20 protein-coding genes are annotated in these 26118 nt (G+C 74.7%); 5 read left to right on the top strand and 15 right to left on the bottom strand.

From position 1 onward, the window contains the following. Positions 1 to 54: 54 nt before the first annotated feature. A complete protein-coding gene (gene pepN, locus O7633_RS11980) occupies positions 55 to 2571 on the bottom strand; it encodes an aminopeptidase N (protein ID WP_282327875.1) in 2517 nt (838 codons plus the stop codon). A gap of 67 nt (positions 2572 to 2638) precedes the next feature. On the opposite strand from pepN, the gene O7633_RS11985 reads away from it, so the two are divergent. Continuing rightward, complete coding sequence (locus tag O7633_RS11985) at positions 2639 to 2857, top strand: DUF397 domain-containing protein (RefSeq protein WP_013287999.1); 219 nt, start codon at positions 2639 to 2641, stop codon at positions 2855 to 2857. Positions 2858 to 2962: 105 nt separating this feature from the next. Here the strand turns inward: O7633_RS11985 and O7633_RS11990 are convergent, their stop codons facing one another. Then, on the bottom strand, positions 2963 to 3364 hold the full coding sequence (locus O7633_RS11990) for a hypothetical protein (RefSeq protein WP_282327876.1): 402 nt from the start codon (positions 3362 to 3364) through the stop codon (positions 2963 to 2965). A 265-nt stretch (positions 3365 to 3629) separates the two neighbouring features. Between O7633_RS11990 and O7633_RS11995 the strand changes: the two genes are divergently transcribed. Further along, on the top strand, positions 3630 to 4877 hold the full coding sequence (locus tag O7633_RS11995; RefSeq protein WP_074474559.1) for a cytochrome P450: 1248 nt from the start codon (positions 3630 to 3632) through the stop codon (positions 4875 to 4877). 119 nt (positions 4878 to 4996) lie between these two features. Here O7633_RS11995 and O7633_RS12000 read toward each other — a convergent pair whose 3' ends face one another. The 3 genes from O7633_RS12000 to O7633_RS12010 are packed head-to-tail and all read right to left on the bottom strand — an operon-like array spanning position 4997 to position 6925. After that, the gene (locus O7633_RS12000) at positions 4997 to 5647 is read right to left on the bottom strand and encodes a DUF3618 domain-containing protein (protein WP_282327877.1); all 651 of its coding nucleotides are present in this window, start codon (positions 5645 to 5647) and stop codon (positions 4997 to 4999) included. Then, the gene (locus O7633_RS12005; RefSeq protein ID WP_282327878.1) at positions 5644 to 6108 is read right to left on the bottom strand and encodes a phage holin family protein; all 465 of its coding nucleotides are present in this window, start codon (positions 6106 to 6108) and stop codon (positions 5644 to 5646) included. Before O7633_RS12005 ends, O7633_RS12000 begins: the two co-directional genes overlap by 4 nt. 31 nt (positions 6109 to 6139) lie before the next feature. Then, positions 6140 to 6925 carry a hypothetical protein gene (locus tag O7633_RS12010; RefSeq protein WP_282327879.1) on the bottom strand — a complete coding sequence of 262 codons (786 nt, stop codon included), beginning with the start codon at positions 6923 to 6925 and terminating at the stop codon, positions 6140 to 6142. Between the two features lie 193 nt (positions 6926 to 7118). Here O7633_RS12010 and O7633_RS12015 point away from each other — a divergent pair, with 193 nt between their 5' ends. Next, on the top strand, positions 7119 to 7598 hold the full coding sequence (locus O7633_RS12015; RefSeq protein ID WP_282327880.1) for a DUF4383 domain-containing protein: 480 nt from the start codon (positions 7119 to 7121) through the stop codon (positions 7596 to 7598). Between the two features lie 36 nt (positions 7599 to 7634). Here O7633_RS12015 and O7633_RS12020 read toward each other — a convergent pair whose 3' ends face one another. The 8 genes from O7633_RS12020 to O7633_RS12055 form a co-directional block, all read right to left on the bottom strand. After that, positions 7635 to 8084, bottom strand: coding sequence for a GNAT family N-acetyltransferase (locus O7633_RS12020; RefSeq protein ID WP_282327881.1), 450 nt, complete (start codon positions 8082 to 8084; stop codon positions 7635 to 7637). 129 nt (positions 8085 to 8213) lie between these two features. After that, on the bottom strand, positions 8214 to 9701 hold the full coding sequence (gene obgE / locus O7633_RS12025; RefSeq protein WP_282327882.1) for a GTPase ObgE: 1488 nt from the start codon (positions 9699 to 9701) through the stop codon (positions 8214 to 8216). Between the two features lie 93 nt (positions 9702 to 9794). Then, on the bottom strand, positions 9795 to 10049 hold the full coding sequence (rpmA, locus tag O7633_RS12030) for a 50S ribosomal protein L27 (RefSeq protein WP_043966727.1): 255 nt from the start codon (positions 10047 to 10049) through the stop codon (positions 9795 to 9797). Between the two features lie 11 nt (positions 10050 to 10060). Further along, on the bottom strand, positions 10061 to 10375 hold the full coding sequence (gene rplU / locus O7633_RS12035; RefSeq protein WP_007072512.1) for a 50S ribosomal protein L21: 315 nt from the start codon (positions 10373 to 10375) through the stop codon (positions 10061 to 10063). A gap of 189 nt (positions 10376 to 10564) precedes the next feature. Further along, positions 10565 to 11086 carry a hypothetical protein gene (locus O7633_RS12040; protein WP_282327883.1) on the bottom strand — a complete coding sequence of 174 codons (522 nt, stop codon included), beginning with the start codon at positions 11084 to 11086 and terminating at the stop codon, positions 10565 to 10567. A gap of 118 nt (positions 11087 to 11204) precedes the next feature. Beyond that, positions 11205 to 14504 (bottom strand): Rne/Rng family ribonuclease, encoded by a 3300-nt coding sequence (locus O7633_RS12045; protein WP_282327884.1) that lies wholly within the window; start codon positions 14502 to 14504, stop codon positions 11205 to 11207. Between the two features lie 138 nt (positions 14505 to 14642). Beyond that, a complete protein-coding gene (locus O7633_RS12050) occupies positions 14643 to 15356 on the bottom strand; it encodes a TIGR03936 family radical SAM-associated protein (RefSeq protein ID WP_282328538.1) in 714 nt (237 codons plus the stop codon). Positions 15357 to 15454: 98 nt separating this feature from the next. Continuing rightward, positions 15455 to 17446: a TIGR03960 family B12-binding radical SAM protein gene (locus tag O7633_RS12055; RefSeq protein ID WP_278128787.1), complete on the bottom strand. Its 1992-nt coding sequence runs from the start codon at positions 17444 to 17446 to the stop codon at positions 15455 to 15457. A gap of 232 nt (positions 17447 to 17678) precedes the next feature. On the opposite strand from O7633_RS12055, the gene O7633_RS12060 reads away from it, so the two are divergent. Then, positions 17679 to 20042 carry a hypothetical protein gene (locus O7633_RS12060; protein ID WP_282327885.1) on the top strand — a complete coding sequence of 788 codons (2364 nt, stop codon included), beginning with the start codon at positions 17679 to 17681 and terminating at the stop codon, positions 20040 to 20042. A 139-nt stretch (positions 20043 to 20181) separates the two neighbouring features. After that, positions 20182 to 21651: a cryptochrome/photolyase family protein gene (locus O7633_RS12065; RefSeq protein WP_282327886.1), complete on the top strand. Its 1470-nt coding sequence runs from the start codon at positions 20182 to 20184 to the stop codon at positions 21649 to 21651. Between the two features lie 26 nt (positions 21652 to 21677). On the opposite strand, the gene O7633_RS12070 is transcribed toward O7633_RS12065, so the two are convergent. Both O7633_RS12070 and ileS read right to left on the bottom strand, forming a co-directional pair. After that, positions 21678 to 22379 (bottom strand): lysophospholipid acyltransferase family protein, encoded by a 702-nt coding sequence (locus O7633_RS12070; RefSeq protein WP_282327887.1) that lies wholly within the window; start codon positions 22377 to 22379, stop codon positions 21678 to 21680. A 285-nt stretch (positions 22380 to 22664) separates the two neighbouring features. Continuing rightward, positions 22665 to 25838, bottom strand: coding sequence for an isoleucine--tRNA ligase (gene ileS, locus O7633_RS12075; RefSeq protein ID WP_282327888.1), 3174 nt, complete (start codon positions 25836 to 25838; stop codon positions 22665 to 22667). Positions 25839 to 26118: the final 280 nt, after the last annotated feature.

Raw genomic sequence — 26118 nt, forward strand, 5'->3', positions numbered from 1 at the left:
GGGACGGCCGAAAACGTGACGGATACGAGCTTTCCGGGCCCGGGCTGCGGCGGATCAGGCCGAGGCGGCGGCCACGGCGGTGCGGGCCACCAGGGCGCGGCGCAAGTCGTCGTCGGCGTCGGTGACCACCCGGCGCAGGCCGGGCGTGAGGTCGTCGCGGGCCAGCAGCGCCGCGGCCAGCTCCCGGGTGGGCTGCGCCACCGCGTAGCGGGGGTAGGCGTCGGCCGCGACCTGGTCGGCGACCCAGGGGGTACGCCGGCGCGCCGCCGCCGGCATGTCGGCGAAGTACCGCTCGACGTACGGCCGGGTCAGCTCGGCCTGCTCCGGCTGCCAGAACCCCTGCGCGGCGGCCTCGACCAGCCGGTTGGACAGCTCGGTGTTGCGCACCACGACCTCCCACGCCGCCTCCTTCGCGGCCGGGTCGGGCAGCGCGGCCCGGCACCGGGCGGCCCGCTCGGCGCCGGTGGCGCTCGGGTCGGTCGCCGCCTCGGCGGCGATCTCGGCCGCCCCGGCCGCGCCGAGCACGACGAGCCGGCCGAGCAGCGTCCAGCGCAGCTCGGTGTCCACGGCCAGCCCGGCGGGGACGTCCTTGCCGGCCAGCCAGCCGGCGAGCAGGTCGGCGTCGGTGCTCGCGCCGATCAGGCCCCGGGCGGCGGCGAGCTGCCGCGACCCGCCCGGCTCGGCGGCGGCGAGCAGCCGTTGGCAGGCGTCGGCGAGCCGGAGCAGCGCCGCGTCCCGGGCGAGGGGGTCGAGGTGCTGGTCGACCAGCGGCCGGACGCTGCGCAGCACGTCCTCCACGATGATCACTTCGGTCTCGCCGGGCAGCGCGGTGGCGACCAGCTCCACCAGGGCGGCGACGGGGCGCTCGCCGTCGGTGGCCGCGTCCAGCGCCTCGCCCCACAGCAGGGCCCGGGCCAGCGGGTCGGCCAGCGTCGGCAGCACCAGCGGCACCGCGTCGACGGAGGCGGGGTCGAGACGGATCTTGGCGAAGGTGAGGTCACCGGCGTTGGGCAGCAGCAGCCGGGCGGCCGGCTGCCCGCGCAGCCCGGCGAGGACCGTCCGGCCGCCGTCGGCGTCCGGGTCGAGGTCGACCTCGTCGTGGGTGACGGTGCCGTCGGCGGCGTACCGGGCGACGCCGACGCGGTGCGGGCGCAGCACCGGGTGACCGACCGGGGCGGTCTGCACGATCGCCGCGTCCGCGTACCGCCCGTCGGCGTCGAGCGTGACGTCGACCCGCAGCGTGTTGACCTGGGCCGAACGCAGCCAGCGCTCGGCCCAGCCCGACAGGTCCCGCCCGGCGGCGGCGGAGAGCGCGCCGAGCAGGTCGGCGAGGGTGGCGTTGCCGAACCGGTGCGCCGCGAAGTGGGCGTTCAGCCCGGCCAGGAACGTGTCGTCGCCGAGCCAGGCGACGAGCTGGCGCAGGACGCTGGCCCCCTTGGCGTACGAGATGCCGTCGAAGTTGAGCAGCGCCAGGGCGGCGTCGGCGACCTCCTCCGGCGCGACGGGGTGGGTGGAGGGGCGCTGGTCGGCCGCGTACCCCCAGCCCTTGCGGCGCAGCGCGAACGTCGTCCACGCGCGGTCGAACCGGGTCGCCTCGGCGGTGACCCGGGTCCCCAGGTACTCCGCGAACGACTCGTTGAGCCACAGGTCGTCCCACCAGCGCATGGTGACCAGGTCGCCGAACCACATGTGGGCCATCTCGTGAGCGATCGTGGTGGCCCGCAGCTCGCGCTGGGTGTCGGTGACCGCCGAGCGGAACACGAGGTCGTCGCGGAAGGTGACCAGGCCCGGGTTCTCCATCGCGCCGGCGTTGAACTCCGGCACGAACGCCTGGTCGTACTTGCCGAAGGGGTAACGCTCGGCGAACAGCTCGTGGAACCGGTCCAGGCACTGCCGGGTGACGGTGAGGATCTCCTCGACGTCGGCGTCCAGGTGGGCGGCGAGGGAGCGCCGGCACCAGACGCCCAGCGGGACGCCGTCGTGCTCGGCACGGCGCACGTGCCACGGCCCGGCGATCAGCGTGACGAAGTACGGTGCCAACGGGGCCGTCTGGGCGAACTCCCAACGCCCTGGCCGGGGCGTGGCGGCCAGCGCGCCGTTGGCGGCGACCGTCCACCGCGGCGGGGCGGTCACGGCGAGCCGGACCGGGGCCTTCAGGTCGGGCTGGTCGAAGGCGGCGAAGATGCGCTGCGCGTTGTCCAGGAAGGACATCGCGTAGAGGTAGGTCTCGCCGTCGGCGGGGTCGACGAACCGGTGCAGCCCCTCGCCGGTGTTCGAGTAGGCCATCTCGGCCTCGACCACCAGCGTGTTGGCCTCGGCGAGGCCGGTCAGCGGCAGCCGGTTGCCGGCGAGCGTCGCCGGGTCGAGCGGTCGCCCGTTCAGGCGCGCCCCCAGCAGCCGCGCGGGCAGCACCTCGACGAAGGTCTCCGCGCCGGGGGTCGCCCGGAAACGGATCGTGGCGTGCGAGCGGAACCGCTCGTCGCCTGCGGTCAGGTCGAGGTCCACGTGGTAGGACTCGACGGTAATCAACGCGCCACGCGCGGTCGCCTCTACACGGCTCAGGCTCGGCATCCGCTTATCCTGCCCGATGGGGAAGCACACTCGTTTCCCGTCACGGCATGCGATGGAGGAAGCAACAATGGGTCAGCACCCCAAGGGCGACTTCGACCTGTCCCGGGCGGTCTGGCAGCGGGCCGAGGGCGACACCTCGGAAGGCGCTGTCGAGGTGGCCTTCGTCGACGACCTGATCGGCATGCGCAACTCCGCCGAGCCGGACGGCCCGGTGCTCGTCTTCACCCAGGCCGAGTGGGACGCGTTCGTCGCCGGGGCCCAGGACGGCGAGTTCGACCTGGACTGAGCCGACGGGCCGCCGGGCCGGGACCGCCTGCCACCCCCGGGGACGGGGCGCGACGTGCGCCTTCCCCGGGCAGCAGACGGTCCCGGCCCGGCCCCGAACCGCCCGTCAGTCGCCGTCGCCCCAGCCGAGGCCGCCGGGCCCCGGGGCGTGGTGGAAGCCGGGGTGACCGGCCACGTCGGCGCAGCGCTCGCCGTCGGGGCCGACCGCCCCGCAGAACAGCCGCTCGGCCTGGTGCCAGGCGTCGGCCGGGGAAAGCGCGGCGGCCCCGAGGGCCAGCTCGGGGCGGAGCACGCTCAGCCCCTCGGCGTACGTCACGGCGAGCTCGCGGGCCGCGTCGGGCCCGGCGGCGGCGAAGCCGAGATGCACGGTGAACCAGCGCGGCGGCCGCTGCTCCCGGCGGGGCCGGGCGAGCAGCGGCCCCGGCGGCTCCCCGCCGCCGGCCCGGCCCGCGCCCAGCGCGTCGACCGCCCGCCGCTGTCGCCAGTAGCGCGACGCGTTCTCCCGCATGTGCCCTCCCCGTCGTGATCACCCGACGCTCCCGCCACCGGCGGCCTGAGCGCCCCGGGCCGACCGGTCGCCGGCCCGTGCGCTCAAGCCAACCAGGTTCCCGCCGCCCTGGGAGGGGCCAGCCGGCGCGCGCCGCACGGACGGACGCCACGCCGCCGGCCTCGACCGGGCTCGACAGGGGCGGCGGGGATTCGGCCGCCGCGAGATGGGTAGACGAACCCCCACCGCGCGGTGCCGCCGGGCGGGGAACACCAGGAGGGGTCCGATGGCCAGCATGCCGGCCGACCGCAGCCCGGACAGCACCCTGGCCCTGCTGCGCGAGGGCTACCGGTTCATCGGCGACCGCTGCGACCGGTACGGCACGGACATCTTCCAGACCCGGCTGCTGCTCGAACCGACCATCTGCCTGCGCGGCCGACCGGCGGCGGCGCTCTTCTACGACCCCGAGCGGTTCGTCCGGGCGGGCGCGGCGCCGAAGCGGATGCAGCGGACCCTCACCGGCGTGGGCGGGGTGCAGGGCCTCGACGGGACGGCCCACCACGAGCGCAAGGCCATGTTCATGTCGATCATGACGCCGTCGGCGGTCCGGCAGCTCGGCCAGCTCTTCGACGACGAGTGGCGGGCCCGGGTGCCGGTCTGGGAGCGCGCCGGCCGGGTGGTGCTGCACGACGAGGTGGCCCCGCTGCTCACCCGGGCCGTCTGCGCCTGGGCGGGCGTGCCGCTGGCCGACGCCGAGGTGCCCCGGCGCACCGCGGTGATGCGGTCGATGATCGAGGGGCCCACCGCGTTCGGCCCCCGGCACTGGCGGGGCCGGATCGGCCGCCGCCGCGGCGAGCGGTGGCTCGGGGAGGTCGTCGAGCGCGCCCGGGTGGGCGTCCTGCCGGCCCCGCCCGGCAGCGCGCTGCGGGCGATCGCCGAACACCGGGACGGCCAGGGGCGGCTGCTGCCCCGCCGGATCGCCGCCGTGGAGCTGCTCAACGTGCTGCGCCCCACCGTCGCCGTCGACCGTTTCGTGGTCTTCGCCGCGCTCGCCCTGCACGACCACCCGCAGTGGCGCGACCAGGTACGCGGCGACGACGACGCCACCGAGTGCTTCGTGCAGGAGGTCCGCCGCTACTACCCGTTCTTCCCGGTCGCCGCCGCCCGGGTGCGGCGCTCCTTCGACTGGCAGGGGCACCACTTCCCGCAGGGGCGGCGGGTGCTGCTCGACCTGTACGGCACCAACCACCACGAGGCGCTCTGGCCCGAGCCGGAGCGGTTCCGCCCGGAGCGCTTCGCCGGCTGGCGCGGCGACCCGTTCGCGCTGGTGCCGCAGGGCGGCGGCGAACACCTGACCGGGCACCGCTGCGCCGGCGAGTGGATCACGATCGAGCTGCTCAAGCGGGCCGTCACCAACCTGACCACGACCATCCGCTACGAGGTGCCGCCGCAGGACCTCGCGATCGACCTGCGGCGGATGCCCGCCCTGCCGCCGAGCGGCCTCGTCGTCACCGACGTGCGCCGCACCGCCTGACGACTGCGCAAGGAAGGGCCCCCCGTTAACGCATTCTGTTGCACAGGGGGCCCTTCCTAACGCTCCCGACACGGGCGGCGCTCCCGACGCGGGCGGCCACGCCGTCACCGGGTGTCCCGTCAGTGCCGGGCCTGCTCTCTGGCCTGCTGGGCGTGGTCCCGCACGTCGTGGGCGGCCGACCGGGTGTCGTCGCGGACGGCGTGCACGGCGTCCTGGGCGGTGGCCCGCACCGACTCGCCCGCGTGCTGCGCCGGCTCGCGCAGCTCCTCCCGCAGCTCGCCGGCGACCTCGCCGAGCTTCTCCTGCACCGCGCCGACGTGCGCGCCGGCCCGCTCCCTGACCTGGGTGGCCACCTGCTGCTCGCGGCGGCTCGCCGGAATCAGGGAGGAGACCAGCATGCCGACGCCGAAGGCGATCAGGCCGGCGGCCAGCGGGTTGCCCTCGGACTTCTCCCGCAGCACGTGCGGCGCGCGCTGGGCGGCGTCGCCGACGGTGGTGGCCGCCGAGTGCGCCTTGTCGCTCACCGTGGACGCGGCCGACGAGGCCCGGTCGGCGACCGCGTGGGCGGCGTGTCCGGTGCTGTGGCCGTAGTCGGAAGCGGTGCCCATGACCTTGTCCCTCACATTCTGGAGCGCGGTGCGCGCCCGCTGCTTGCGGTCGTCGACGATGCGGCCGGGGCTGACCTTGTACGCCAGGGCGTCCACGTCGCTGCTGAGGCTGTTGCGGGTGGCCTCGATCTCCCGGCGGATCTGGTCGGGATCGGTGCTCATCGGGTGACTCCCTCCGGGTGGGGCTTGAGCGCGTCGGGGATGCGCTGCACGCTGTCGTTGGTCTGCCTGAGGCCCCGGACGCGCCGGGCGTGCTGCTTGGCCAGGGAGTAGAGGACGGCGGTGAGCGCGCCCCAGAGCACGGCGACGATCAGCGCGGCCCAGCCGGCGTCCAGCACGTTGGACAGCCCGGCCCAGAGCGCGAGGGACAGGAACAGCGCCACCATGTACCCGCCGAAGCCGGCGCCGCCGAACAGCCCGGCGGCCCTGCCCGCCTTCCTGCCCTCCTGGCGGATCTCGGCCTTGGCCAGCTCCACCTCCTGACGCAGCAGCGTGGACAGGTCGGTGGTCACCTGGCGCAGCAGCTCCCCCACCGAGCTGCTCCTGACCTCGTCGGCGGTGTGCGGGGCACCTGTGGGGTCGTACCCGGCGTCCAGTCCGGGATCCTGCGTCGGCGCGGTCATTCCGTCGCCTCCCTTCGGCTGGCGCGGCGGCTCACGGGCGGGCTGCGCCGCTGGACGGCATGCCCGGCAGCGGGTCGGTCTGGGTCACCGGGGGCAGCGGCGTTCCGGTGCCGCCCGCCGGGTCGGCGTAGCCGGTGGTGGTGCCGGGGTCGGGGTAGGCCGCGCCCTGGCCGGTGTGGCCGGCTTCGGGGGTCGGGTCGAGGTAGCCGCCCGGGGGAATCTGGTCCGGCACGGCGCGCGGGGCAGGCGGTGTCGGGATGACGGCGGTGCGCTCCGGGTCGTCCGCCCCGGTCGAGCCGCCGCCGGTGGCGTCGGACGCCGCGGACAGGCCCCGGGTGAGCCGGCCGGCGAGCACGCCGAGCACGGCGGCGCCGACGAGGAAGGTGCCCGGGTTGCGGCGGGCGTAGTCCTTGACCTCGGTGAGGATGTCGCCGGGCTGCCGCTGTTCCAGCCAGCCGGCCACGCCGTCGGCCCGCTCGGCGGCCTGGTGGGCCAGCTCGGTCACCGGCCCGGAGCGGCCGCCGTTCTGCGCCATGGCGCGCATCTCGTCGGCCAGCGAGCGCAGCCCGCCGGCCGCCCGGCGCTGCTGCTCCCCGGCCTGCCCGGCGAGCTGGTCGCGGGCCTCGCCGTAGAGGTTGCGGGCCTGCCGCGCCGCCTCGTCGACGACCTCCCGGCCCTGCTCCCTGGCCGTCTGCGCGACCGCGCCGCCCGCGTGCGCGGCCTCCGCGCCCACCTGGCGGGCCTGATCGCGTACGCCGTGGCCGTTGCTCGACTCCGGCCCGTACGTGGACGTCGTGGGGGAGAGATCGTAGGTCATGATGTCCCTTCCGCTCGTAAAGTCGTAGCGGTAGTCAATTCATGGGATTCGCCAGCGTTAATCCGGCCGGCGTCTTTTGACCTACCCTGGCTCCGGCGGCCCACACCTGATTCCCGGTTTCGCTGCGGAGCGTGTCGCCGCGCACCCAAAATGGAGGATCGTCTAGGGCTGCTGATCCACGGAGGTGACGCCGATGGCGCATGACCGGCACCGCCCACGGGCCCGGGTGCAGGTGGCCGCCGTCACGGTGGCCGCGCTCTTCCTCCTGCTCGGGGTCCTCGGCTTCGTCCCCGGCGTCACCACCGGATACGACGACCTGACCTTCGCCGGGCACCACTCGGGCGCCAAGCTGATGGGGCTGTTCCAGGTCTCGGTCCTGCACAACGCCCTGCACCTGCTCTTCGGGCTGGCCGGGCTGGCCCTGGCCCGCAGCGTCGCGGGGGCGCGGCTCTTCCTGGCCGGGGGCGGCGCGCTCTACCTCGGCCTCTGCCTCTACGGGCTGTTCGTCAAGTTCGCCGAGAACGAGCAGGGCGCGGCCAACTTCATCCCGCTCAACGGCGCGGACGACTTCCTGCACCTGCTGCTCGGCCTCGGCATGCTCGCGCTGGGCCTGTTGCTGTCGAACGGGGTGGGCACGGGCGGGCGGCTGGACGACCCGATCGACCGCCCCTGACCGGGCCGCCCGACCGGCCGGCGCGCCCCTGCCCGCTCAGGCGGCCACCGGGAGGCGCTTGGCGAAGCAGCGGCTGTACGGGTTGTCGACGTACTCGCCGTACACGGGGATGGGGGCGTACCCGCAGGAGGTGTAGAGGCCGATGGCCGCCGGCAGGTAGCTGCCGGTCTCCAGCCGCAGCTCGGCGTACCCCTGCTGGAAAGCCAGGTCCTCCAGGGCGGCCAGCAGCTGGCGGGCGATCCCCCGCCCCCGGTGGGCGGGCCGGACGTACATCCGCTTCAGCTCGCCGGTGTGGGGGTCCAGCTCCTGGATGCCGCCGCACGCGACGACCCGGCCGGCGTCGACGACGGCGAGGTAGCGGATGTCGTCGTGGGTGAGGGTCGCCTGCCCGTCCAGCCCACCGTCGGCCTCGCGCAGCTCACGCTGCTGCGCCACGACCAGGGTGGCGATCTCCGGGTCGGTCGTGGGCCGCGATTCGATCAGCATTCCGTCAAGCTAGGCGCGGCGGATTTCCGGCAGGTTTCCGGCGGGCGACCCGCCGGCGGAGGCCCCGCGGGCGGTCGTGGTCGCGCGGGCGTGCCGGTCCCCGTCGCCGGCCTGCCCGCGCCCGCCGGCCTACCTCTCGTCGTCGAGGTCGTCGTCGGGGTCCGCGTCGGCGGTCGGCTCGTCGTCGCTGACGTCGGCCCCCAGCTCGTCGGCGGGCCGCACCCGGCGGGCCTTGCGCGCGGCGAGCCGCTCGGCGGCCGAGGGGCGGCTCGACTTCTCCTCCAGCCGCACGTCGGTGCCCCGGTTGCCGGGGACGAAGTCGACGCCCGCGTAGAGGGTGGGCTGCCAGTCGAACTCGCGCTCGCCGATCCGCACCAGGTCGCCCGGGTTGGCCCCGGCCTTGGCCAGCTTGTCCTCGACGCCGAGGCGGGCCAGCCGGTCGGCCAGGTAGCCCACCGCCTCGTCGTTGTCGAAGTTGGTCTGCCGCACCCAGCGCTCCGGCCGGTCGCCCCGCACGGTGAACGAGCCGTCCGGCTCGGCGGTGATGGTGAACCCGGTGTCGTCGACCGCCCTCGGGCGGATGACGATGCGGGTCGGCTCGGCCGGCGGGGCGGCGGCGCGGGCCTTCTCGACCAGCTCCGCCATGGCGAACATCAGCTCCTTGAGGCCCTCGCGGGTCGCCGCGGAGACCTCGAACACCCGCAGGCCACGGGCCTCCAGGTCGGCGCGGACGATCTCGGCGAGGTCCCGGCCGTCCGGCACGTCGATCTTGTTGAGGGCGACGAGGCGGGGCCGGTCGGCCAGCCCGCCGTACTGGCTCAGCTCCGACTCGATGGCGTCGATGTCGGCCAGTGGATCCCGGCCCGGCTCCAGCGTCGCCGTGTCGATCACGTGCACCAGCACCGCGCAGCGCTCGACGTGCCGGAGGAACTCCAGCCCGAGGCCCTTGCCGGTGGCCGCGCCGGGAATGAGGCCGGGCACGTCGGCCACGGTGAAGGTGTGGTTGTCGACCCGGACCACGCCCAGGTTCGGCACGAGGGTGGTGAAGGGGTAGTCGGCGATCTTCGGCTTGGCCGCGGAGATGACCGAGATCAGCGACGACTTGCCGGCCGACGGGAAGCCGACCAGGCCCACGTCGGCGACGCTCTTGAGCTCCAGCACCACGTCGAGCTGCTCGCCGGGCTCGCCGAGCTCGGCGAAGCCGGGCGCCTTGCGCCGGGCGTTGGCCAGCGAGGCGTTGCCCCGGCCGCCCCGGCCGCCCCGGGCCACCTCGAACGTGGTGCCGGCGCCGACCATGTCGGCCAGCACCTCACCGCCGGGGGTCTGCACGACCGTGCCGTTGGGCACCTTCAGCACCAGGCCGCGCCCGTTCGCGCCGTCCCGGTTCGAGCCCGCGCCGCCCTTGCCGTTCTCGCCCTTGACGTGCGGGTGGAAGTGGAAGTCGAGCAGGGTGTGCACCTGCGGGTCGACGACCAGCGTCACGCTGCCGCCGTGCCCGCCGTTGCCGCCGTCGGGGCCGCCGAACGGCTTGAACTTCTCCCGGTGGATCGAGACACAGCCGTGCCCGCCGTCGCCGGCCTGCAGGTGCAGGACGACCCGGTCCACGAACATCGTCACGTCGTCAATCCTTCCAGCGGGAGACGCCCCGCACGTACGAGAAAAGCGAAGCGGGCCGGGACCAACCGGTCCGCGGCCCGCGACGCGTCGAAGTTACTGCTGCGGCACGATGCTGACGGTCTTGCGACCGCGCTTGGTGCCGAACAGGACCGAGCCGGCGGCCAGCGCGAAGAGCGTGTCGTCGCCGCCACGGCCGACCAGGTCACCGGGGTGGAACTTGGTGCCACGCTGCCGGATGAGGATCTCACCCGCGCTGACGACCTGACCACCGAAGCGCTTCACGCCGAGCCGCTGGGCCGCGGAGTCACGGCCGTTACGCGAGCTGGACGCACCCTTTTTGTGAGCCATCTGAGGACGACCTACTTCCCGCTGGAGATGCCGGTCACCTTGACCTGGGTCAGCGGCTGGCGGTGACCCTGGCGCTTGTGGTAGCCGGTCTTGTTCTTGAACTTGTGGATCTTGATCTTCGGGCCCTTGGTGTGCGCGGCGATCTCGCCGGACACCGCGACCTCGGCAAGCTTCGCCGCGTCGGTCACCAGGTCGTCACCGTCGACGAGGAGCACCGCGGTGAGCTTCACCGCGTCGCCGGGGGCACCGGCGAGCTTCTCGACCTCGATCACGTCGCCCTCGGCGACCTTGTACTGCTTGCCGCCGGTCTTGACGATCGCGTACATCGGAGGCGGACTCCCTGTCGTTGAGGCTGCTGGCGGTCGTTCCCTCGGCGGCTCGCCGGGTAGCAGAAGCGCGGCGGCGCGGGCACGCGGGAACTCGGCACACCAAAGTGCGCCGCAAGATAGCGTACGCCATCGGCGGGGCGACACCCAAACCGGGGTGCGCCACCCCGCCCACCCGCACCGGGCCGGTCAGCGGGCGCAGAGCTGGTCGAGGCGCTGCTGGAGCTCGTCCAGCTCCTCCTCGTCGATCGCGTCCACGTCGGTGCCGAGCATCCCCACCTCGGTGGCGAGATCGGCCAGGAGCGTCCGCAGCTGCGGGTCGGTCGCCCGGGTCGACTGCTCCCGCAGCGCCGTGCGCCAGCCGGTCAGCGCCGCCTCCGCCCGCTTGCGGGCGACCTCCGCCGTGGCGCTGTCGCTCGCGCCGACCGCCCCGATCATCCGGCCCAGCTCCGCCACGTACGTGCGGACCGCCGTGCCGCTGGCCTGCTGGGCGGCGGCGCAGACCTCCGGGGCGTTCCCCCCGGCCGCGCCGCTCGCGGCGGGCGGCCCGCCCGGCGCCGCGCCCCCACCGCCCGGGGTGGCCCCGCCGGCCGGGGCCGGGGAGGAGCCGCCCGGCCCGTCGGCGGGGTCGGAGCCGGAACGCCCGGCGGAACAGGCCGCCGTGGCCGACAGGACGACCGCGGCGACGGTGAGGGCGAGCAGACGACGCATTCTTCTTCTCCTGACCGGGGGTGGCCGATCCTAACCGGGGTCGGGCACGCGACAGGACCCCCGCCCCGGTGCTGTCACCCGGGCAGGGGTCCTGCGAAACGCGCGGCCGGTCAGCCGGTCACGGGCGGGTACGCCGCCGGGCGCCGCCCCGGCGGGACCGCCGCCGGCCCCCGCCCGTGTCGCCGCCGTCGCCGTCGCCGTCGTCGTCGCCGAGCGCGTCCGGGTCGTCGGCGCCCGCCAGCCGGGCGGACTCACCCTGCTGGCTGTCCGCCACGGCCGGCGCGGCGGCGGTGTCCGCCTCGTACCGGGACAGGTCGTAGCCCATCGTGTCGTGGTAGTCGGTGTCGGTGTCGGCCGGGGCCTCGACCACCTCGACGACCGTGCGCTCCGGGGCCGCGCTCTTGCGCGCCCGGCGTCGCGACGACGCCCCGCCGACCGGCTCGGCCGGAGCCGGGGCGGCGGCGGGAGCGGGGGCCGCCGAGGCGACCGCCTTGACCTTCTCCCCCGCGCCACCGCCCGAACGCGGCTTCTCCGGCACCGGCTCGGTGTGGATGATCAGGCCCCGGCCCTTGCAGCACTCGCAGGGCTCGCTGAACGCCTCCAGCAGCCCCGCGCCGATGCGCTTACGGGTCATCTGCACCAGGCCGAGCGAGGTGATCTCGGTGACCTGGTGCTTCGTGCGGTCCCGGCCGAGGCACTCCGTGAGCCGGCGCAGCACCAGCTCACGGTTCGACTCCAGCACCATGTCGATGAAGTCGATCACCACGATGCCGCCGATGTCGCGCAACCGGAGCTGGCGGACGATCTCCTCGGCCGCCTCCAGGTTGTTCCGGGTGACCGTCTCCTCCAGGTTCCCGCCGGAGCCGGTGTACTTGCCGGTGTTGACGTCGATGACGGTCATCGCCTCGGTGCGGTCGATGACCAGCGAGCCGCCGGAGGGCAGGAAGACCTTCCGGTCCAGGCCCTTGAGGATCTGCTCGTCGATCCGGTAGGTGGCGAACACGTCGGCCGTGCCGGCGTGCCGGCGCACCCGGTCGACCAGGTCCGGGGAGACGTGCGAGAGGTACGACTCGACCATCCCGTACGACTCGTCGCCCTCGATCACCAGCTCGCGGAAGTCCTCGTTGAACAGGTCCCGCACGACCCGGATGACCAGGTCCGGCTCCTCGTAGAGCAGCACCGGCGCGCCACCGGAGGCGGCCTTGGCCTGGATGTCCTCCCACTGGGCCTGGAGGCGCTTGACGTCGCGGGCCAGCTCGTCCTCGCTCGCCCCCTCGGCGGCCGTACGGACGATCACGCCCGCGCCGTCCGGGACCAGCTTCTTGAGCGCGTCGCGCAGCCGCTTGCGCTCGGTGTCGGGCAGCTTGCGGCTGATGCCGGAGGCGTTGCCGTTCGGCACGTAGACCAGGTGCCGGCCGGAGAGCGCGATGTGGCTGGTCAGCCGGGCCCCCTTGTGCCCGATCGGGTCCTTGGTGACCTGCACCAGCACCGAGTCGCCGGAGCGCAGGGCCTGCTCGATGGACCGGGCCCGCCCCTCCAGGCCGGTGGTGTCCCAGTTGACCTCGCCCGCGTACAGGACGGCGTTGCGGCCGCGCCCGATGTCGACGAAGGCCGCCTCCATGCTCGGCAGGACGTTCTGCACCTTGCCGAGGTAGACGTTGCCGGCCATCGTGCCGGAGGAGTTGCGGGTGACGTAGTGCTCGACCAGCACGCCGTCCTCCAGGACGGCGATCTGGGTGCGGTCACCGCGCTGGCGGACCGCCATCACCCGGTCGACCGCCTCCCGACGGGCCAGGAACTCGGACTCGCTCAGGATCGGCGGGCGGGTCCGGCGCTGCTCCCGGCCGTCCCGGCGGCGCTGCCGCTTGGCCTCCAGCCGGGTCGAGCCGGAGACGCCCTGCACCTCGTCGACGGCCTTGCGCGGCTCCCGGATCTTGACGACCGTCGGCACGCCGTCGTCGGCGCCCCCGTCGGTGTCCCCGGCGCCCCGGCGTCGGCGACGCCGCCGGCGACGGGTCAGCCCGTCACCGCCCTCGTCGGTCTCGCCCTCGTCCTCGTCGCCCTCGGCCTCGGGCTCCTCGGCCTGGGCGGCCTCCTCGGCCTCGTCGTCGTCGGCCTCGTCCGCGCCGCCCTTGCCCCGGCCCCGGCCCCGGCGGCCCCGGCGGCGACGCCGACGGGCGGCGGTCTCCTCGTCCTCCTCGTCGTCGGCGGCCTCGGCCTCCTCCGCCTCGGCGACCGGCTCCTCCTCGACCTCCGGCACCTCGGCCTGCTCGACCGGCTCGGCCTCGCGCCGGGCGCGGCGACGCCGGCGGGACGGTTCGGGCTGCTCCTCGACCGCCTCCGGCTCCACCGGGGCCGGCACCACGACGCGGGCCACCGGCAGCTCGTCCGGCTGCGGGGCCATGAACAGGACGGTCGGCGCGGAAAGGGCGGCCCGCCGCCGACGGGTCCTCGGCTCGGCGGGCTCGTCGGCCGCCACCGGCTCGGCGGCCCTGGCGACCTCGGCCGGCGCGACCACCGCGGCGGGCTCGACGGCCTCGGCGGGCTCCGCGACCCCGGCCGGCGGCTCGGCCACGCCGGGGACGGCCACCCCGGGCGGCACCTCTCCGGAACGGTTCTCGACGCCACTGGACCGGCGGCGGCCACGCCCGGCGGTGGCCCGGCCGGAGGCGGGCTTACCGGAGGCGGCCGGCTGGTCGGCGTCGGTCGCGCCGGCCGCCGGCTGGTCCGGCGCACCACCGGCAGCGCCGGCGTCGGGCTCGGCGGCGGCAGCGACCGAGGGCTGGGCCGCCGACGGCTCGGCCACCGCCGGCGTCGGCTGCTCGGCGGGCCCCTCGCCCGCCGCGGCGGCCTCGCCCGCGACCGGCTCGGCCGCCGGGGCCTCCACCGGGGGCGCGGTGGCCTTGCGGCGGCGGGTCCGGGTCACCTTCACCGGGGGTACGACCTCCGCGCCGGCCTCCTCCGCGGCGGCGGCGACGACCGGCTCCGCCGTCGCCTTCGCGGTGGTCGCCTTCCGGCGTCGACGCGGCGTCTTCGGCATCTCCTCCAGCTCACCGGCGACCGGGGCGAGGACCTCGGCCTGGGGGGCCTCCCCGCTGGCCGAGCCGGCGGAGGTGGACGCCTCCACCGGAGCCTCGGTCTGCTCCGGCTGGTTGAGCGGGGTGGCCCGTCGACGGGTGGCCCGCTTGCGGGGCGGCGGGGCCGGCGCCTCGGCGGCGTCCCCGGCGGCCTCGCCCTGCGCGGCGGTGGGGCCGCCGGCCGGGGCCGCGCCCTCGGCGGTGGGGCCGCCCGCGGTGAGATCCGCCGTGCCGGTGACGGTGTCACCGCTGGCGCGGCCGGTGTCGGTGGTGCGGTCAGCGGTCTCGCCGGCCGGCTGGGAACCGGTCCGTTCGCCGCCCTCGGGCTCGTTCTCGAGCATGGACGTTCTCCAGTTCTGGCTGCCCCGGGCGCGGGTGAGCGCTGCCACGCAGGGTCGCCGCAAAAGTGTTTCCGCCGGGCGCGCGAGCTGCGCGACCGCCGAAGTCTGCCTGCCAGAACGCTGACCGTCGGTCAACGCTCACACGATGGCTGCCCCGTCGCGATCCGCGTCCAACGGATCGACGATCTCGCCCTGTGCGGTCAGCGTGCCCTGCGCCAGCCGGATCACCCTCGGGGAGACCGGCGGCTCCAGGTCGGCCACCGCGCGCAGGCCGGAAAGGACGTCATCGGGTCGTACGGACGGGGTGACCTGCCGGACGACCAGTTCGAGTATCGCACACGACACGCCCGGTGCCCCGGAAGGCGTCTCGACGGACCGGATCACATCGATCTTCATGACTGCCGCGCGGGCGTCGAAGGTGCGCCGCCCCTGCTTCGTCATCCGCTCGACCTGAACCTCCCCGGCCGCGGCGAAGGCGGCCACGGCGCGCTCCAGCACGGCCGGCTCCACCTGCGGCAGCTCGATCCGCCAGTGCGACGCCTCGATCCGGTCGGCCAGGCTGCCCCCGGCGGCGACGACCGCGTCGAGCACGTCGAGGCCGGGCGAGAGCGCGGCGTCCAGCGCCGCCCGGAGCTGCCCCGGGTCGACCGGCTCCCGCAGCCCGATCTCCAGGTACTCCGCCTCGCTGGCCACCCCGGTCGGCGCCGCGCTGGCGTACGAGATCTTGGGGTGCGGGGTGAAGCCCTGGGAGAAGGCGATCGGCACCCCGGCCCGCCGCAGCGCCCGCTCGAACGCGCGGGCGAAGTCGCGGTGCGAGGTGAACCGCAACGGCCCACGCTTGGCGTACCGGATGCGGACGCGCTGGACGACCGGCGCCTGACCGCCCTCCGGCTGTGGTTTCCTACTGATCGTCGTGCTCCTCGGATCGGTTGGTCATCCCGCGCGGGGGATCACTGCGGGGTGGGGGCGGGAATCCGCAGCCCGGCACCGTTGATCGGGGTCAGTGGGAGCAGCTTCCTGCCCGTGGGGCCGATCTGGATCTCGGTGTCCATCGACGGGCAGACTCCGCAGTCGAAGCACGGGGTCCACCGGCAGTCGTCCTGCTCGTACTCGGACAGGGCGTCCTGCCAGTCCTGCCAGAGCCAGTCCTTGTCCAGGCCCGAGTCCAGGTGGTCCCAGGGCAGGACCTCCAGCTCGTCGCGCTGGCGGGTGGTGTACCAGTCGAGGTCGACGCCGAAGGCCGGCAGCACCTCGGCCGCGGCGTCCACCCACCGCTGGTACGAGAAGTGCTCGCTCCAGCCGTCGAACCGGCCACCGTTCTCCCACACCCGCCGGATGACCGCGCCGACCCGGCGGTCGCCCCGGCTGAGCAGGCCCTCGATCAGCGACGGCTCGCCGTCGTGGTAGCGGAAGCCGATCGCCCGGCCGAGCGAACGGTCGGCGTTGATCGCCTGCTTGAGCAGCCGCAGCCGGCCGTCGATGACCTCCGGCCGCTCCATCGCCGCCCACTGGAACGGGGTGTGCGGCTTCGGCACGAACCCGCCGATCGAGACGGTGCAGCGGATGTCCTTGCTGCCGGTGGCGGCCCGGCCCGCCCGGATCACCTCGTGCGCCATGTCCGCGATCTCCAGGACGTCGGCGTCGGTCTCGGTGGGCAGGCCGCACATGAAGTAGAGCTTCACCTGCCGCCAGCCGTTGGTGTACGCGGTGACGACGGTGCGGATCAGGTCTTCCTTCGACACCATCTTGTTGATGACCTTGCGGATCCGCTCCGACCCGCCCTCGGGGGCGAAGGTCAGCCCGGTGCGCCGGCCGTTGCGCGACAGCTCCTGCGCCAGGTCGATGTTGAACGCGTCGACCCGCGTCGACGGCAGCGACAGCGACACGTTGGTGCCCGCGTACTGCTCGGCCAGGCCCGAGCACATGTCGCCGATCTCCGAGTGGTCGGCCGACGACAGCGACAGCAGGCCCACCTCGTGGAAGCCGGAGAACTCCAGCCCCTGCTGCACCATCTGCCCCACCGTCGTGATGGACCGCTCCCGCACCGGCCGGGTGATCATGCCGGCCTGGCAGAACCGGCAGCCCCGGGTGCACCCCCGGAAGATCTCCACCGCGTACCGCTCGTGGACCGTCTCGGCCAGTGGGACGAGGGGCTTCTTCGGGTACGGCCAGGCGTCCAGGTCCATCGTCGTGCGCTTGTGCACCCGGAACGGCACGTCCGCCCGGTTCGGCACGACCCGCTGGATCCGGCCGTCGGGCAGGTAGTCCACGTCGTAGAAGCGCGGCACGTAGACGCTCTCCGTGCGGGCCAGCCGCAGCAGCAGCTCGTCGCGGCCGCCCGGGGAGCCCTCCGCCTTCCACTCCCGGACGATCGCGGTGATCTCCAGGACCGCCTCCTCGCCGTCGCCGAGCACGGCGGCGTCGACGAAGTCGGCGATCGGCTCCGGGTTGAACGCGGCGTGCCCACCGGCCACGATCACCGGGTCGGCGTCGGTGCGGTCGGCCGCCAGCAGCGGAATGCCCGCCAGGTCGATCGCGGTGAGCAGGTTGGTGTAGCCCAGCTCGGTGGAGAACGAGACACCGAACACGTCGAACCCGCGCACCGAGCGGTGGGCGTCGACGGTGAACTGCGGCACGCCGTGGGCGCGCATCAGCCGCTCCAGGTCGGGCCAGACCGCGTACGTCCGCTCGGCCAGCACGTCGGGCAGCTCGTTGAGCACCTCGTAGAGGATCTGCACGCCCTGGTTGGGCAGGCCCACCTCGTACGCGTCGGGATACATCAGCGCCCAGCGCACGGTCGCCGCGTCCCAATCCTTGACCACCGCGCCCAGCTCGCCACCGACGTACTGGATGGGCTTGGTCACCTGGGGCAGCAGCGGCTCCAGGCGGGGCCAGATCGACGGCTCCACGGTGGGACTCGGCGTGGTGGACGGAACGCTCATGATGCCCAAGGGTACGCGGCCGCCCGCCGCCCGCCCGGCGCGCCCACCCGCCTGCCCCACCCGGACGAACGTCCGTCGCCGGGGCACGGCCCGGTCACCGCGGCGGGATCCCCGGCCCGCGGCGTCCGGGGGCGTGCCACGGGCCCGGTCATGGTCGCCCCGGACGTGGGCGGATCGCCGCCGGTGGCACGCCGGTACTAACCTCGGACCGGCGCGAGAGGAGATTGCCGCGATGCCGCACCCGCAGCCGGGAGCAGATCGACCGGCCGACGGGGGCACCCCGGCCGTCGACCGGGACCAGGATCCGGCGGTCGTCGGAGAGGCGGCCCCCTCCCCCGTACCATCGCCGGTCGCACCGGCCCCGCGCGGCTCCGCCGAGCCGACCGACAGCGGGCAGGCCGACCCCACCCAGACCGACCCCATGCAGGCCGGGCAGGCCGACCCCACCCAGACCGACCCCAACCAGGCCGGGCAGACCGACACCGAGCAGGTCGACACCCAGCGGGTCGAGCCGGTCGATGCCGTGCAGGTCCCCTCCGCCGAGCCGGCCACCGACACGACGGCGACCGACGACACGGCGGCGACCGGCTCCACGGCGACCGACGACACGACGGCCCCGGTCGAGACGGCGGCCATCGGGCACGCGCCGACCGACCCGGAGACGCCGACCGACGGTGAGCCGAGGACGAACGGCGCGACAGACGCCGACGGAGAGCCGCCGACCAGCGGTACGACGGGGGCCGACGGTGAGGTGAGGGCCGACGGTCCGGCGACCGACGGGGCGACCGACGACGAACCGGAAGCGACCGGCGACCGGACGGAGGTGACCGACGGGGCGATCGACCACGGAACCGACGCGACCAGGACCGCCGCGCTCCCCGACGGCGGGGCCGCCGAGGCGACCGTCCCGGTCGCGGACGCCTCGCCGGAGCCCGGGTCGCCGCCGGGGCCGGAGCCCGGGGCGTCGCCGGGGCCGGAGCCCACCCGGGTCGATCCGGCCGGCGCCCACGGGGCACCTCCCGCGCCGCCTCGACCGGTCGGCACCGCCACCCCGGTGCGCCCCGGCCCGGACCCGACCCGGATCGCCCCCACCCCGCCGCTGTCCGGCCCGGACCCGACCAGGGTCGAGCCCACGCCGCCGCGGCCCGCCCTCGGCCGGGCCGGGGTGACCCCGCCGGCCTTCGCCCCGGGCCGCGCCAGGGCCGGCAGGCCGACCCCCACCCCGGACCCGACGAGGATCGACGCCCACCCGGACGCGAAGCTGGGCCCGCGCCCGGACGCCACGAGGCTGGACACCTGCCCGGACGCCCCGGAATCCGCCGCCCGCCCCGACGCCACGAAGCTGGACCCGCGTCCGGACCGGACCACCGTCGACCCCGCCGCCGCCGAGCCGCCCGCGCCCCGCTTGCGCGGGTCCGCATCGGTCCCGCCGCCGGCCCCGCGCAAGCGGAGCTGGGGGGAGTCCGTCATGTTCACCCCGCCCGCCCCTCCGCCACCGACCCCGGCTCCGCCGCCGCCCGCACCGGTCGGGCACGGGCCGCTGCCGCCCCCGGAGAGCCAGGTTCCGGTGGACCCGTGGGCCGGCGTGGACACCGGCAGTTGGGACCTGCACGCCGCCGAGCTGCCGCCGGCCATGCCGTACCCCGCGACGCCACCCACCCGGCAGTACCCGGGGCCGGCGGCCGGCTCAGCGCCCGTCGTCGGTCGCGGCACCCCGGCGGCGTCCCACCCGGTGACCCCGCCGCAGCCGGCCCGGCCCGTGTCGCCGGCGGCCCGGCCCGTGAGCCCGCCGCCGGCCGCCCGGTCCGCGCCGCCGCCCATGGCCCAGCCGCTGCCGCCGCCGGCCCGGCAGGTGTCGCCGCCCCGACCCGTGTCGCCGCCGGCCCGGCCGGTGTCGCCGCCCCGACCCGTGTCGCCGCCGGCTCGGCCGGTGTCGCCGCCCGCGGCCCGTCCGGTGGCACCGCCGCCACCGCCTCCGCAGCAACGCCGGCCCGCCCCTCCCCCGGCCGCGCCGAAGGCGCCCCGCCGACGCCGGCGGCGCTGGCCGTGGGTGCTGCTGCTGAGCATCGCCTGCTGCTGCGGCTGCCCCGCGTACTGGGTGAAGCCGATGTGGGAGCAGTATCCGGCGAAGGCGTCGCTGCCGGCGCAGATCGCCGACCTGTCGCTGCGCGAGGACGCCCGCAGCAAGACCACCGCGAATCAGCTGGAGGCCGAGACGCGCGAGGCGCACCTCCTGGCCGAGGACACCTTCGCCGGCGTGTACGTCTCGTCGGCCGGCAAGCCCGCCGTCGTGTTCGGCGGCACCGGCTTCCGGCTGACCCCCGAGAGCGACGCGGACGACGAGTTGGCCCGGCTCAAGCCGCGATACCAGCTCGGCGATCCCCAGGTGGTCGACACCGACGTGCGGGGGCGGTTCGCCCGCTGCGCCGTCGGCGCGCTCGACGGCACGGACGTGGTGGTCTGCACCTCGGTCGACCACGGCAGCCTCACCAACGGGATCTTCTCCCAGCTCTCCGTGGACGACAGCGCCCGACTGCTCGACGAGATGCGCGAGCAGATCATCACCCCGGAGCAGGTGGGCTCCGGCTCGGCGTGACCCGACCGGTCGCACGGATTCCCGGACGGTTGCCGTCCGCCTCGTACGGGAACCGCCCAGGCCCGGGGGTTTCCTGGGCAGCGCCCGGGTTTTCCGGCTTCCGGGCCGGACGGCGACCGGCCCGGGCCACAATCGGGGCATGTCGCGGCGTTGGCTCTTCGCTGATCAGCTGGGGCCGCACTTCCTCGACGACCGTCGCCAGCCGGTCCTGCTGATCGAGTCGAAGGCGGTCTTCCGCCGCCGCGTCTACCACCGGCAGAAGGCGCACCTGATCCTCTCCGCGCTGCGTCACCGCGCCGCCGAACTCGGCACGCAGGCCACCTACCTGCGCGCCGAGACGTACGCGGAGGGGCTGCGCAAGATCCGCGAGCCGGTCGAGGTCTGCCATCCCACCTCGCGCCGGGCCCTGGAGTTCGTCCGGCGGCGGGACGGGGTGACCGTGCTGCCGCCGCGCGGCTTCGTCACCAGCCTGGACGACTTCGCCGAGTGGGCCGGCGGGCGGAGCGGCGCGCTGCGGATGGAGGCGTTCTACCGGTTCGCCCGCGAGCACCACCGGGTGCTGGTCGACGGCGACGAGCCGGTCGGCGGGCGGTGGAGCCTCGACGTCGAGAACCGGGAGCCGCCGCCGAAGGACGGGAGGCTCGCCGTCCCCGCCCCGCCGGCGCCGAAGGAGGACGACGTCGACGCCGAGGTCCGCGCCGACCTCGACCGCTGGGAACGGGAGGGCATCCGGTTCGTCGGCCGGGACGGGCCACGGCGCTTCCCGGCGACGGCGAAGGAGGCCCAGGCCCGGCTACGCCACTTCCTGCGGCACCGGCTGCCCGCCTTCGGCCCGTACGAGGACGCGATGCTCTCCACCGACCCGTGGCTGGCGCACAGCGTGCTCTCCTCCTCGTTCAACCTCGGCCTGCTCGACCCCCTCGACGCGGTCCGGGGCGCGGAGAAGGCGTACCGGAGCCAGGGCGCGCCGCTGGCCAGCGTCGAGGGCTTCGTCCGGCAGATCCTGGGCTGGCGGGACTTCGTCTGGCACCTGTACTGGCACTTCGACGCCGGCTGGCGGCGCAGCAACGCGCTCGCCGCCCGCCGCCCGGTGCCCGGCTGGTTCCAGGAGCTGGACGCCGACGCGGTGCAGGCGCACTGCCTGTCGGACGTGCTGGCCGGGGTGCGCGACCACGGCTGGGTGCACCACATCCCCCGGCTGATGGTGCTCGGCAACTACGCCCTGCAACGCGGCTGGCGGCCGGCCGAGTTGGTGGAGTGGTTCCACACCCGCTTCGTGGACGGCTACGAGTGGGTGATGACCGCCAACGTGGTCGGCATGAGCCAGTACGCCGACCTGGGCCGGATGACCACCAAGCCGTACGTCTCCGGCGGCGCGTACGTCAACCGGATGAGCGACTACTGCGGCGGCTGCCGGTACGACCCGCGCAAGCGTCTCGGCGCGGACGCGTGCCCGTACACGGCGGGGTACTGGGCGTTCCTGGACCGCAACCGGGACCGGATCCCGGCGAACGCCCGGATGGCCCGCACGATGAAGCAGTTGGACCGCCTCGCGGACGTCGACCGGCTCGTGACGCAGGAACGCCGACGCGGCAACGACGCGCCGTGACGACGCCGTCGCGCCCGGGCGGCGGGTCAGGCCCCGGCCGGGGGCTCGCCGGCGACCGGCGCGTTGGCGCGCGGCGGGGCGTAGCGCGGGACGTACTCCTGGCCGGTGAGCTTCTGGATCTCGCTCATCAGCTCGTCGGTCATCTCGCGCAGCGACGTCCGGTCGTCGGGGCGGCCGGTGAAGTCCAGTGGCTTGCCGAACCGGACGATGATCTTCGCCTTGCCCGGCCGGGGCACCCGGGCGCCGATCGGCTGTGCCCTGTCGGTGCCGATCATGCCGACCGGGATGATCGGCACGCCGGCCGCTACGGCCAGCCGGGCGGCGCCGGTGCGCCCCCGGTAGAGCCGCCCGTCGGGCGAGCGGGTCCCCTCCGGGTAGACGGCGACCAGGTCGCCGCCCTGGAGGGCCGGGATCGCCGCGTCGAACGCGGACAGCGCGGCCCGGCCGCCGGCCCGCTCGACGGGGATCGCCCCCAGTCCGGTGAGCACGAACTTGGAGAAGGCACCCTTCACGCCGGTGCCCTTGAAGTATTCCGACTTCGCCCAGAACGCCAGGTGCCGGGGCACGACCGTGCCGAGGAACAGCTCGTCGGCGACCGAGAGGTGGTTGCCGGCGAAGATCGCGCCGCCGGCCGCCGGGATGTGCTCGAGACCCTCCACGGTCGGTCGGAACGCCAACCGGAGCGTGGGTGCCACGGTGAGCTTGCCGATGGTGTAGAGCAGCGGCACTGGTCCTCCGGGGTCGTGCTGGGACAGGCGGTCGTGCGGGGACGGCCGGTCGGGCCGGTAACCAGCGGTCGGCCGATACCGGTGGTCCGTGCTGGCACGGGTGTTGTCACGTTAGCCGACGCTGTCGAGCCGGCCCGCACGGGTCGCCGCCACGCCCGCTCCGTGACCGCCACGCCCGCTCGGATGGCCGGCACCGCCCCGGGCCACCGCGCGACGCGGCCCGGGGCGGTTAGGAGGGGCCCCCTCCTATACAGAAAGCGTTAACAGGGGGCCCCTCCTTACAGCTCAGGCGCGGCGCACCGCGACCGTCACGCCCTCGCCGTCGCCGACCTCACCGGCGAAGCCGGGCCGACCGGCGCGGTCGGCGAGGTCGGCGTCCTCCGCCACCACCTCGATCGCGTCGGCGAGCACCTCGCGGGCCACGAAGTCCCGGTACGCCGCCACCGCCGCCCGGACCTCCGCCGACGCCGACAGCGTCAGCGCGATCCGGTCCGACACGTCCAGGTCGGCGTCGCGGCGGGCCTGCTGCGCCACCCGCACCACGTCGCGGGCCAGCCCCTCGGCGGCCAGCTCCGGAGTGACCGCCGTGTCGAGCACGACCACGCCCTGCGCGCCGGGCAGCGGCGCGGAGTGCTCGGCGTCGGCGGCGACGAGGCGCAGCTCGTACTCGCCCTCGGCGAGGGTGACCCCGGCGGCGACGGGGGCGCCGTCGACCAGCTCCCACTCGCCCGCCTTGACCGCCTTGATCACCTGCTGCACCTGCTTGCCGACGCGGGGCCCGAGCGCCCGGGGCACCACGGTCAGCACCTGCTGGCAGTAGCTGGCGACCTCCTCGGAGAACTCCACGGCCTTCACGTTGACCTCGTCGGCGACCAGGTCGGCGAACGGGCGCAGCTGCGCCGCCACCGGCGAGGCGACGGTCAGCTTCGACAGCGGCAGCCGCACCCGCAGCCCCTTGGCCTTGCGCAGCGACAGCGCCGCCGAGCAGACGTCCCGGACGGCGTCCATCGCCGCGACGAGCTCGTGGTCGGCGGGGAACTCCTCGGCCGCCGGCCAGTCGGTCAGGTGCACCGACCGTTCGCCGGTGAGGCCGCGCCAGATCTCCTCGGCGGTCAGCGGCGCCAGCGGGGCCACCACCCGGCACAGCGTCTCCAGCACCGTCCAGAGCGTGTCGAACGCGTCGGCGTCACCGGACCAGAACCGGTCGCGGGACCGGCGGACGTACCAGTTGGTCAGCGCGTCGAGGAACGACCGGACCGTCGCGCAGGCCCCCGAGATGTCGTACGCGTCGAGCTGCGCCTGCGCCGTGGCGACCAACTCGTTGGTCTTCGCCAGCACGTACCGGTCGAGCAGGTGGGTGGAGTCCACCCGCCGCCGGGCGGTGTGGCCGTCGGCGTTGGCGTAGAGCGAGAAGAAGTACCACACGTTCCACAGCGGCAGCAGCACCTGCCGGACGGCGTCGCGGATCGACCCCTCGGTGACCGGCATGTCCCCGCCGCGCAGCACCGGCGACGACATCAGCATCCAGCGCATCGCGTCGGAGCCGTACGAGTCGAAGACGTGGTAGACGTCCGGGTAGTTGCGCAGGCTCTTGGACATCTTGCGCCCGTCGGAGCCGAGCAGGATGCCGTGGCTGAGGCAGTTGCGGAACGCCGGCCGGTCGAACAGCGCCGTGGCCAGCACGTGCATGGTGTAGAACCAGCCGCGGGTCTGCCCGATGTACTCGACGATGAAGTCGCCCGGGTAGTGGTGCTCGAACCAGTCCGCGTTCTCGAACGGGTAGTGCACCTGGGCGAACGGCATCGAGCCGGACTCGAACCAGCAGTCCAGCACCTCCGGCACCCGGCGCATGGTCGACTTGCCGGTCGGGTCGTCCGGGTTGGGGCGCACCAGGTCGTCGACCGCCGGCCGGTGCAGGTCGGTCAGGCGCACGCCGAAGTCCCGCTCGATCTCGTCCAGCGAGCCGTAGACGTCGACGCGCGGGTGGTTCGGGTCGTCGGACTTCCACACCGGGATCGGCGAGCCCCAGAACCGGTTGCGGCTGATCGACCAGTCCCGGGCGTTGGCCAGCCACTTGCCGAACGAGCCGTCCTTGATGTGCCCCGGCGTCCAGTTGATCTGCTGGTTCAGCTCGACCATCCGGTCCTTGAACCGCGTCACCGCCACGAACCACGACGACACCGCCTTGTAGACCAGCGGGGTGTCGCAGCGCCAGCAGTGCGGGTAGGAGTGGGTGTAGGTGTCCTGCCGCAGCACCACCCCCCGATCCTTCAGCTCCCGGATCACCGGCTTGTTGACGTCGAAGACCTGCTCGCCCTCGTAGGGCGGGACCAGCGCGGTGAACCGGGTGTGGTCGTCGACGGTGACGACGGTCGGGATGCCGGCCGCGTTGCAGACGTTCTGGTCGTCCTCGCCGAAGGCGGGGGCGAGGTGGACGATCCCGGTGCCGTCCTCGGTGGTGACGAACTCCGCCCCGAGCACCTGGTAGGCGTTCTCGCCGGCCCGGGAGACGAGGAAGTCGTACAGCGGGGTGTAGCGGCGGCCGACGAGGTCGCGGCCGGACACGGTGCCGACCTGCTCGTAGCCCTCCAGCTCCTTCGCGTACGCGCCCAGCCGCGCCGCCCCGACCACGAACCGGTCGCCGTCGCGCTCCAGCACCGCGTACTCGATGTCGGGGCCGACGGCGAGCGCCAGGTTCGACGGCAGCGTCCACGGCGTCGTGGTCCACACGCCCAGCTTCACCGGCCCGCGCAGCAGCTCGGGGGCGGCGTCGTCGGCGGTCAGCCCGAACCACACGGTCAGCGTGGGGTCGTGCCGGTCCTTGTAGACGTCGTCCATCCGGGTCTCGGTGTTCGACAGCGGGGTCTCGCACCGCCAGCAGTACGCCAGCACCCGGAAGCCCTCGTAGACCAGGCCCTTGTCGTGCAGGGTCTTGAAGGCCCACATGACGCTTTCCATGTAGTCCAGGTCGAGGGTCTTGTAGTCGTTGGCGAAGTCGACCCAGCGGGCCTGCCGGGTGACGTACCGCTCCCAGTCCTGGGTGAACTCCAGCACCGAGGCGCGGCACGCCTCGTTGAACCGGGCCACGCCCAGGTCGAGGATCTCCGCCTTGCTGGTGATGCCGAGCTGCTTCTCGGCGACGACCTCGGCCGGCAGGCCGTGGCAGTCCCAGCCGAAGCGCCGCTCGACGTGCCGGCCGCGCATCGTCTGGTAGCGGGGCACCGCGTCCTTGACGTACCCCGTGAAGAGGTGGCCGTAGTGCGGCAGGCCGTTGGCGAACGGCGGGCCGTCGTAGAAGACGTACTCGTTCTTGCCGTTCTCACCGGCGGGGCGGGCCTCGACGGACGCCTCGAAGGTCTTGTCGGCCGCCCAGTGCTCCAGCACCCGGCGCTCGACCGCGGGCAGGTCGGGGCTCGCCGGGACGCCGGCGGCGGTCGGGTCGTGCAACGGATAGGCCATCGGGGGTCGCTCTCCTCGCGCAGCTCACTCAGTGTGGGTCTGCGAGGACGAGCCCTCCTCCGGTACGCCGTCGCCGGCGCGCCGGGGCAGGCCCGCGGTACCACCCCGCTTGGCGGCCAGGATCGACCGCCCGCTCGTTGCCGGCTGTGACGGGCCGGACCCGTCCGGTTCTACTGGGCCGGGTTGCGCCGGCTGTTCTTCCGGAGGCTCACCGGTGATGGCCGGGTCGTCGCCTTGCTGAGGGTCAAGGATACGCGATCGGCGTCGTCGCCCGCCGCCG

The organism is Micromonospora sp. WMMD712, from assembly GCF_029581295.1.
Taxonomy (GTDB): Bacteria; Actinomycetota; Actinomycetes; order Mycobacteriales; family Micromonosporaceae; genus Micromonospora; species Micromonospora carbonacea.